Genomic DNA, 8,032 nt, shown 5'->3' with positions numbered 1-8,032 from the left:
GACATCGTGCCAGGTACAAAGTCAAATAATCAACTATCAAAAACATTCGTGACATTGCCGTTCCATGGTAAAAAATTCAAAAACTACGTGGCGATTGATGTTTCTGGTTTAGTTGTTCGGCAGGGACGAAAGCATGTCTACGTTATTCCAGGCGACAAACCTTTAGATATTAAAGGTCGAATAATCGGAACAGGCGAGAACGAGAGGTAAAAATGTTTTTTGTTAAGATCGTGTACTTCGGTGAGTTTTCCCAGACGACGGAAGAGCAATATACAGAAATTGGCGATGATTTGCGCGCAGTCAGACATGTTGACGTGTTAAAGTCCGGTGACATAGTGGCAACTAGTCGAGAAAAACCCATTGTAGGTCAACTGGCGATGTTGCCTGAAGGAAAATTTCCGGTGGATGAAGTTGTGGGCGTACCTGGCGAGTATTCAACCGAGTTTATTTCCGAAAGAGACTTCGAAGAAGCTTGGGCGAAAGCAACAAGTGAGCGAGGCTCGGGTTAGCGTCGAACATCTTTGATACGTTGCCCTAGTGATTGGTGGACACTTACAGCTATTCGGGCCAATATTGGGGTTCTGTGCAACAGCACGCGGTTCAGTCTGCGGCGTTGCACATACACCTATGGTGCGAACAGCAAATAGACCGTCAAGAGCGATGAAATCGCCGAGCTTCGCACCATCACCTATGATGGCGAAAACCGTCCGATCTCGGTTGTTAACTATTCCGGCACGGTGACTTACACCTATAGCCCAGATGGCGCACGGCTGAAGAAAATCGTCAATTTTGGTTCAGGCACAGATACAACTTTGTATTTGGGTGCGAACGTTGAAATTGACCCTTCGGGCACCTACAGTATTCACATCCATTCGGATGTGAAACGTGTGGCCAATGCCACCTCAAGCACGTTGCACTATTTGCATCGCGATCATTTGGCGTCTGTCAAAGTGGTGCTCTTCGTGGCCACTGCAGCATGGGTCAGTGTTCTTTAGCGAGAACGGATGCGCGCCTAATAGTCTTGCTCGAAGAAAACACCGGCTTTGGTTTTGCCGTCTTCTGTGGTTTCGCCCCGCGCCGTTATATTGTCGGTGATATTTAAGTCGATTGTGACTTTGCCAGACCCTGCGCCAGCGCCTTTTTCAACATTGATGTAGGTGCGATCATTTAAATAGGCGCCAACGCCAACTGTTGTTTCACCCTTCTCATTGGTTTTGATATCCACATCATCAAGGCCAGAAGCTGCGCGCAGCCGGTCAAGAAGTCCAGGGCCGGAGTTAGAGCCATTTAAAGTGCCAATTGCGTTGGCGAGTTGCACGAGTTGCAGCGCCGAAAGGTCGGACAGGGAACGGCCAAAGAACAGTTTGGCGACAATCTGGTCTTGGGGCAAACTCGGAGATGACCCAAAAGAGAACTCTGGTGCTGATGCAGGACCGCGCACAAATATTGAATAGGTGCTGCCACCATCGCGGGTGCTTGCCACAAAATCTAACGTTGGGTCCAATGGGCCAGCAAACACCAAACGCCCCGTGTCAAAGTCAAATCGTTTGGTCAAAATATCCATGCGCCCTCGGCTCATGCTGATCGCACCCTTTGCAATGGGGGCGGCTGCCGTGCCTTCAATTTTAAGATTGCCACCCAATTCTGCATCCAGTCCTCTGCCGCGCACAAAAATCCTGTTGGGGGCATTCACCAAAATATTCAACGACATCGATGGACCTGCGCCACCAGTATTCGTTGGGTTGAGCGCTCTTGATTGCTCATTTATCGCTGCACTTGCATTTTTGTGCGTTACTGCCACGGGTGAAATCACATTTGGCAAGCTTTCAGGTATTGTGATGTCCGTCCGATCAACGCTGATCGTTCCCGTAATGCTGCCTGTTTCTGCCAAGCGACCGTTTAGTGACAAGTCCGCATCAAAAATCGTCGAAATTATGCTGCCATCATCATACTCAGCATTTCGAACGCTAAGCGAAAGCTCCGACAATAATTTGTCAGTAGGGCGCAAGGAAACATTGCCGCTGGCAGTAAGTTTGCCGTTCTTTCCCAAGCGACCGGTGAGTTGAGACAGATTGGCACTATCCCCGTTAAACAACAATGTGCCGGATAGATCTGTTACGCGAATGCGCGAAGCGATTTCTGTGAAACGCGCACCACTCGTGCTGATTTGACCCTGAACATTTGGTTTTGCAAATGAACCTGTTGCCGTTGCATCGATATTTACCGAACCGCTCAACACAACACCAGATTGGGTGAGGGGGCGTGCGGCATAAGCGAAGGGAGCGACGCCTTTTACCGCAAAGTCTAAAGACTGCGCCTTTAGGTCTGTCGTGCCGGAAACTGCAATATCAAGCCCACCGCCTGAAACAGCTAGGCTGGTGCTTAGTTGGTTGTTTTTTAAATTGCCCGAGCCATTCACGTTTAGTGACGCCAAGCCAGCTTCCCGAATTGGCGCACCAGAAAGGTTTCGCCCCTCAAAACGATATGCAACGTTTGGGGCAGCAATTGGTCCACTTACCTTTGCACTTGCATCAATCGTTCCGATCGGCGCAAAGCCAGTTTTGGCGATACCCTCAATCGCGGACATGGAAAGGTTGCTAACTTGCACATCCACATCAAACTGATCGGAAACCTTGCCGGAAATCGCCATTTGGCCACCCGACAGATTTATGCTCGGTGCGCTAAGAGTGGTCACTCCGCCATCAAGCATTGCAACAATAGGTTTGGACAATGAAATGGGTATCGAGCGGTAATTAAGATCGAGCTGTTCCACGTTCAGCGCGAGTTTTTCATCTCGCGGGTCAACCACAGCAGAAACAGATAAAGGCTTTCCACTCAACTCAGAAGTGAGCGTTATCGGCCACACACCCAAGTTGCTTGAAACGTCGATCGCTGTATTGTTGAGTGTTTCACCTGCGACGGACAAGGCACCGATTTGAACGTTGACCTTTGGCGCCATGTTGCCAAAAAGATCGCTTGCTGATGCTCGCAATTCCAAGTTCGTCAGTTTTGCGTCGTCGTAGTTCAGAGCGGGCGTGCTTATGTTTGCAACAACACCTTGTGCGCCATTTTCAACGAACAGTTCAACGCGTCCATTTGCAGAGCCGTCTAATCCAGTCTGCAAGATCAGCGGTGCCAATTTGGCGAAATCAGAGAAACGCAAGTCCGCAAAACCCGCCATGAGCCCATTGTTGCCAACGGTAACTGCGCCCGAGATCTCGCCGCCGGGGACAACGATCTTGAGTGCGTCAATCTTGCGCGGGCCATCACTAGGCGAAACAATGTTTGCAGATGCCGTGATCGGTGCATCTTCATAAACCGCATCGAGTTGAACGGCGATTGCGTCTTGCAACGACCCACTGATCGTGCCGCTAAGCCCGTCAATTGGTCGCCCTGCAACAGCCAATTTATCCCCCAAAAGCTCTAAGTTTATGCTGGGGGAACTTGTTGACCCGCTCGCGGCGGCAGTAAGTTCAAGTGCGCCAGCTAGCTCGGGGTTGAAATTGGCAAGATTTGCAAGAACCAGGTTGCCATCAAACTTAAGATCGGTTGCATTCAACGTTCCAGAGCCGCTAGCGTTCAGGTTTGCGCTTTTAACGCTGATGGACTTTGCATCAATTTGGCCGTCACTCGAAATACCGATTTCTGCTTCAATTATGCCTGTTTGGTCGCCGAATAACTGACCAACAATTGAGCCTTTTTGCCCAGTGATGCTGGTTTTACTCGCAAGCTGAGTGTTGCCCGCAGCAAGGTCGTGCCGCCCAATTGTGAGGCTTGAAAGTGCAGCGCTCTTTATACTCAAACTTGTAATGTCGATAACTTGTTTGGCAAGCTTGACCTCACTTGCGATGGTAAGGCCACCCGCGACAAGTTGATCAGCTGGTTCCGTTCCTGTTGCCAGTTCGGCAACGTAAAGGTTCAGAACAGCGCCGCCGCGCATATTGGCAAGATCCAGATGTTCGCTGGTCGCGTCCAAGCGGGCATCAGCAAGCCTTGTTTGCCCTTCCTCAAAGGACGCCATTTCACCGCTAAGGCTCAATGTGGCATCATTGACGGTCCCATTGATTTTGGATGTGAAATTGACCCGACCCAGTTGCGTGATGACGCCGGGTTGCCGCTCGAACGAAACGATTTCGCCCTCATTCCCAATTTCTATATTCGCCGTCATGTCGACACGATTTTGAGTAGGGCTGTATACCCCACGCGACTGCACTTGCGCCAACGCCGACTTAAGCGTTGCAGCATCAATCTGGATGTTGCCTGTGGCGTCTCTGCTCGCGTTCAACCTGATATCTGTGTTGCCCGCAACAAGTGGCAATATTGATTTGGGCAGAAGCGGCGCCAGTTGACCGCTCAATGTGGCATCGATGGATTGGCGTTCGCTTGTCAGCGCTACTATAGCTTCGCCCGAAACAACGGGCCTGTCATTGAAGGCAACGGCAAGTTTTGACGACCAGTTAGAAAGTGGTCCACTACCCGCAAGTGTGGCCTTTATCGCGGGGCGATCTGGGATGTTGAGTAAATTGGCGATCAAGCCGTCGCGATCTTCCGCAACTTCCAACGAAATGTCTGCGGCTTGTTTGGCTGGATCCACATTCCAAGTTGCTAAAACTGAACCATTGGCCGAGCTTTCTGCATTGTCTACTTGTTGGATTGCGAGAGTGCCACTGGTTCCCAGAGGAGTGTTGTTTGCCTGCGCGTGCCCACTCAATGAAAGCGTTGCCGGTTTTCCCGTTACAGCTGTTGCAAGACCGATGTTATTGATAGCAAACCCTGAAAGGTCCAACGATTTAAACGGCGCTGGCAAAAGCTGTGTTGGCCAAGCGAGCGGATTAGATGGGGCTGAATTTTGGGGCGATAGGGGTAAGCGATCGATACTGACCGTCTCAATCCGAGCGTCGTCAATGATGATCTTGCCAAACATTAGATCAGTAAGGCGGTAATCAACTTTCAGACTGTTAGTTGTCGCCCAAACGCCGTCACGATCTGCTATTGCGAGTTGCTCGATTTCAATCCTGTTGCCTAAAACTGAGTTGAGCCCAATTATTTCGACTTTGAGGTCATTCGAACTGGCGATGCTGCCAATCAAGCCAGCCGTAATGTTCCGTCCACCACTGGTCCCCAGCAATGCGAACACAATTGCGCTGCCCAACAAAATGAGCGCAACAAGAAACAAAGCGAAACGCTTTATCATTGACAGAGATCTTTGCATTTATGGGCTATTCCGTCGTACCGCAATTGAATCAGAATGCCTGACCTATACCCAAATATAAGCCATATTGTGGTTGCCCTGGGATTTTATTTAGAGGAAACGCAATGTCTGCTCGAATAGGGCCAATGGGTGTGAGATAGCGCACACCTAGGCCGTAGCCGGTGTAAATAGACCCGCCTTGGCCGGGCATATTGGAAGTAAATGCACCGCCAGTGTCGACAAAGGCCACAACGCCGATATCATCGGTCACCTTATAGCGCGCTTCCACAGACGCCTCCATGAACGAGAGGCCACCCTGTGGTTTGCCGCCAGCGGTCAGCGGACCCGCCATTTGAAATCCGTAACCGCGAATGGACCCACTACCGCCAGAGAAAAACCGTCGATCAGTAGGCACGTTTGAAATATCGGTGCCAAATATTGTGCCAGCGCCAACACGTCCTGCCAAAACCAAGCGATTGTCTGGATCAACAGTATAGTAAGTGCTTGCATTAAAGGACGTTTTTACAAACGTCGCATGTGAGGGGTAAGCAAAGGTGGGCTCCGCCAACAAAGAGGCATACCAGCCGTTGGTCGGGTCCAATGTGCTGTCGCGTGTGTCGTAGGTCAGAGCAAATGGCGCATACAAGAAGGAGGTGTTGGTGGTGGTGATGCCGTTGTCAACAACCGCATACTCAGTTGCTATGCCACCCTTTACCGTTAAGTCATCTCGCAGGTCGTTTGAAAGGCTAACTTCCAATTTGCCTGATTGCTTAGAAAACGCATTTGAGTTGATAATGTCGAATGATGTTTTGGCTTCAAAGCTTGTCGCCGGACCGATGGCGTTTGGCTTCACAAACACAAGACCCGTATGCGCATCTAAGTCGCTAATTCCACCTTGCCCAATACGTCCAATAGATGCTTCAGCGCGCAAGCTTTCGGCATTGCCAAATAGGTTGCGATGTTTCCAAAAACCCTCAACGCCAAATCCTTCAAAATTGCCAGCAGTAAGACCAATGCCTATTGTGCGCGGCTTGCGTTCGCTCACCTCGATATTGACTTCGACGCTGCCATCAGCGGATGGTTGTTCTGCAGTGCTGACCACCACACTGTCAAAAACGCCAACTTCTTGCAGACGGCGGGTTGCGCGCGAAACCAGATTAGGACTGTATGGCTGGCCAACCAAAATGTCAGCTTGCTCAGCAATAAAAGACGCGTTTACATCGGTGTTGCCAACAACGGTGATAGCGCCAAACGCTGCCTTATTGCCAGTTTCGAGTTGTATGGACACATCGAGCTTGTTGGTGGTGTGATCAGCCTCGATTGTACGGTCACTAATGCGCACAAAGGGATAGCCTTCAGACTTCCACTTTTTGATCAGTTTGGCCTCAGCGCTTAGGATCAGAGACGATTTGGCCGTGGCGCCCTCAACAATGCCGAATTCAGCAAGGTCAATTGCACCTGCATTCGACTGAGCGAATGGGCGGCCAAACGTGAAGCTCGGGCCAGCTGAAACCTTGATTGCGACGTTTACAAATTTTCCTGATAGGTCGGTATCAAGCGAAATATTATCGATGTTTTGCCCGTTGACCTCGATATCAACAGTGCCCCCGTAATAAGCTTCACTGTAAAGCGCACCAAGAAGTCGTTTTTGGTCAATTCGAGCCCTTGTAACCAAACCCGTTGTGCCCGAAGCAGGTGTTGTTTGCTCCTTAATCAGGACCGAATTAGGCGTCAATAATTCATCTAGAACGGCATCGCCGGATTGGATGCTGGCCGAATAATTGACCGGATTTACCACGTCAGCAGCATTGGACGCGGTCACAGCTTCTTGCTTTTTAAATAGTCCAAAAAGGTCAAATGCTCGCGCAGGCGCAGTCGCGCAAAAGCTAATTGCGACGAGAAACGAGATTCTGACCAGTTTTGAACCGTATATATGCACTGCGGTTGCTACTCCATACTTAAGCAAAATCGCGGGCCATCTTTACTCAAGTATAGCACACGACAAGTTAAGCCCCAATTAGATAATTATATCACCATGAGTTGGACATGCTAATGTAATTTTTCAACTGGTGCTATGCGCTTTGATCATGTCGCATTATGACGTCGAGCAGGGGTTTGCCGTATCGTTCCAATTTTGTTTCGCCGATACCGTTGATATTCAACATGGCCTCTAGCGAAGATGGCTTTTGTACGGCCAGTTCAATCAGCGTTTTATCGTGAAAAATCAAGTAGGCCGGCACTTTTTGCGTTTTTGCCATTTCGCCACGCGTGCTCTTAAGGTTTTCATAAAGCGCTTGATCAGTTGGCGATGCCAGAGAGGCAGGTCGTTTGCCGATGCTTTGCTTTAACCGCTCAGTCGTAAGGGTCTTTTGATGATGCCGCATTGGAAGATTTGGTTTTTCCTTGAGGAATATGCGCCCGTTGTCGGTGATCTGTAACCCGCCATGTCCTTCAGGAGTGGGCGCAAGAAGGTTGCTGGCAACAAGTTGGCGATAGATATTTTGCCATTCGGGTTTGGAGAGGTCAGTGCCTATTCCATAGGTTGAAATCTGATCATGTCGAAAATTGGCAATACGATCGTTGCTTTCGCCACGCAATACATCGATCAAATATGAAACTCCAAACATTTCGCCGGTGCGATAGACGCAAGAAATTGCCTTTTGCGCTGGAATTGACGCGTCAAAGGTTTCGGGAGGTTCTTCGCAATTATCGCAATAGTTGCAAGGTGAGCAATCGTCATCAAAATAGTTCAAAAGCACTTGCCGACGACAATTGGCCGTTTCACATAATCCCAACAAAGCGCCCAGTTTTTGGTGCTGAATTTGATGTGGAATGGCAAAC

Annotated in this window: 6 protein-coding genes; 3 read left to right on the top strand and 3 right to left on the bottom strand. The window is 49.7% G+C overall.

Going from position 1 to position 8,032, the window contains the following annotated elements; translation table 11 throughout:
- The 3 genes from Q0231_RS11835 to Q0231_RS11825 all read left to right on the top strand — a co-directional run.
- Positions 1-210, top strand: a 210-nt coding sequence (locus tag Q0231_RS11835; RefSeq protein ID WP_299347810.1) for an HYD1 signature containing ADP-ribosyltransferase family protein, incomplete at its 5' end; no start/stop codon positions are given.
- Between the two features lie 2 nt (positions 211-212).
- The gene (locus Q0231_RS11830; protein ID WP_299347809.1) at positions 213-509 is read left to right on the top strand and encodes a hypothetical protein; all 297 of its coding nucleotides are present in this window, start codon (positions 213-215) and stop codon (positions 507-509) included.
- A gap of 228 nt (positions 510-737) precedes the next feature.
- Positions 738-995: a hypothetical protein gene (locus Q0231_RS11825; RefSeq protein ID WP_299347808.1), complete on the top strand. Its 258-nt coding sequence runs from the start codon at positions 738-740 to the stop codon at positions 993-995.
- 17 nt (positions 996-1,012) lie between these two features.
- On the opposite strand, the gene Q0231_RS11820 is transcribed toward Q0231_RS11825, so the two are convergent.
- The 3 genes from Q0231_RS11820 to Q0231_RS11810 all read right to left on the bottom strand — a co-directional run.
- On the bottom strand, positions 1,013-5,194 hold the full coding sequence (locus tag Q0231_RS11820) for a translocation/assembly module TamB domain-containing protein (protein WP_299347807.1): 4,182 nt from the start codon (positions 5,192-5,194) through the stop codon (positions 1,013-1,015).
- 49 nt (positions 5,195-5,243) lie between these two features.
- The gene (locus tag Q0231_RS11815) at positions 5,244-7,130 is read right to left on the bottom strand and encodes an autotransporter assembly complex family protein (protein WP_299347806.1); all 1,887 of its coding nucleotides are present in this window, start codon (positions 7,128-7,130) and stop codon (positions 5,244-5,246) included.
- Between the two features lie 133 nt (positions 7,131-7,263).
- A partial coding sequence (locus tag Q0231_RS11810) for an RQC domain-containing protein (protein WP_299347805.1) occupies positions 7,264-8,032 on the bottom strand: 769 nt, incomplete at its 5' end.

The organism is uncultured Maritalea sp., assembly GCF_937139385.1.
GTDB lineage: Bacteria > Pseudomonadota > Alphaproteobacteria > Rhizobiales > Devosiaceae > Maritalea > Maritalea porphyrae_A.
This window is presented reverse-complemented; position numbering and strand designations above follow the sequence as displayed.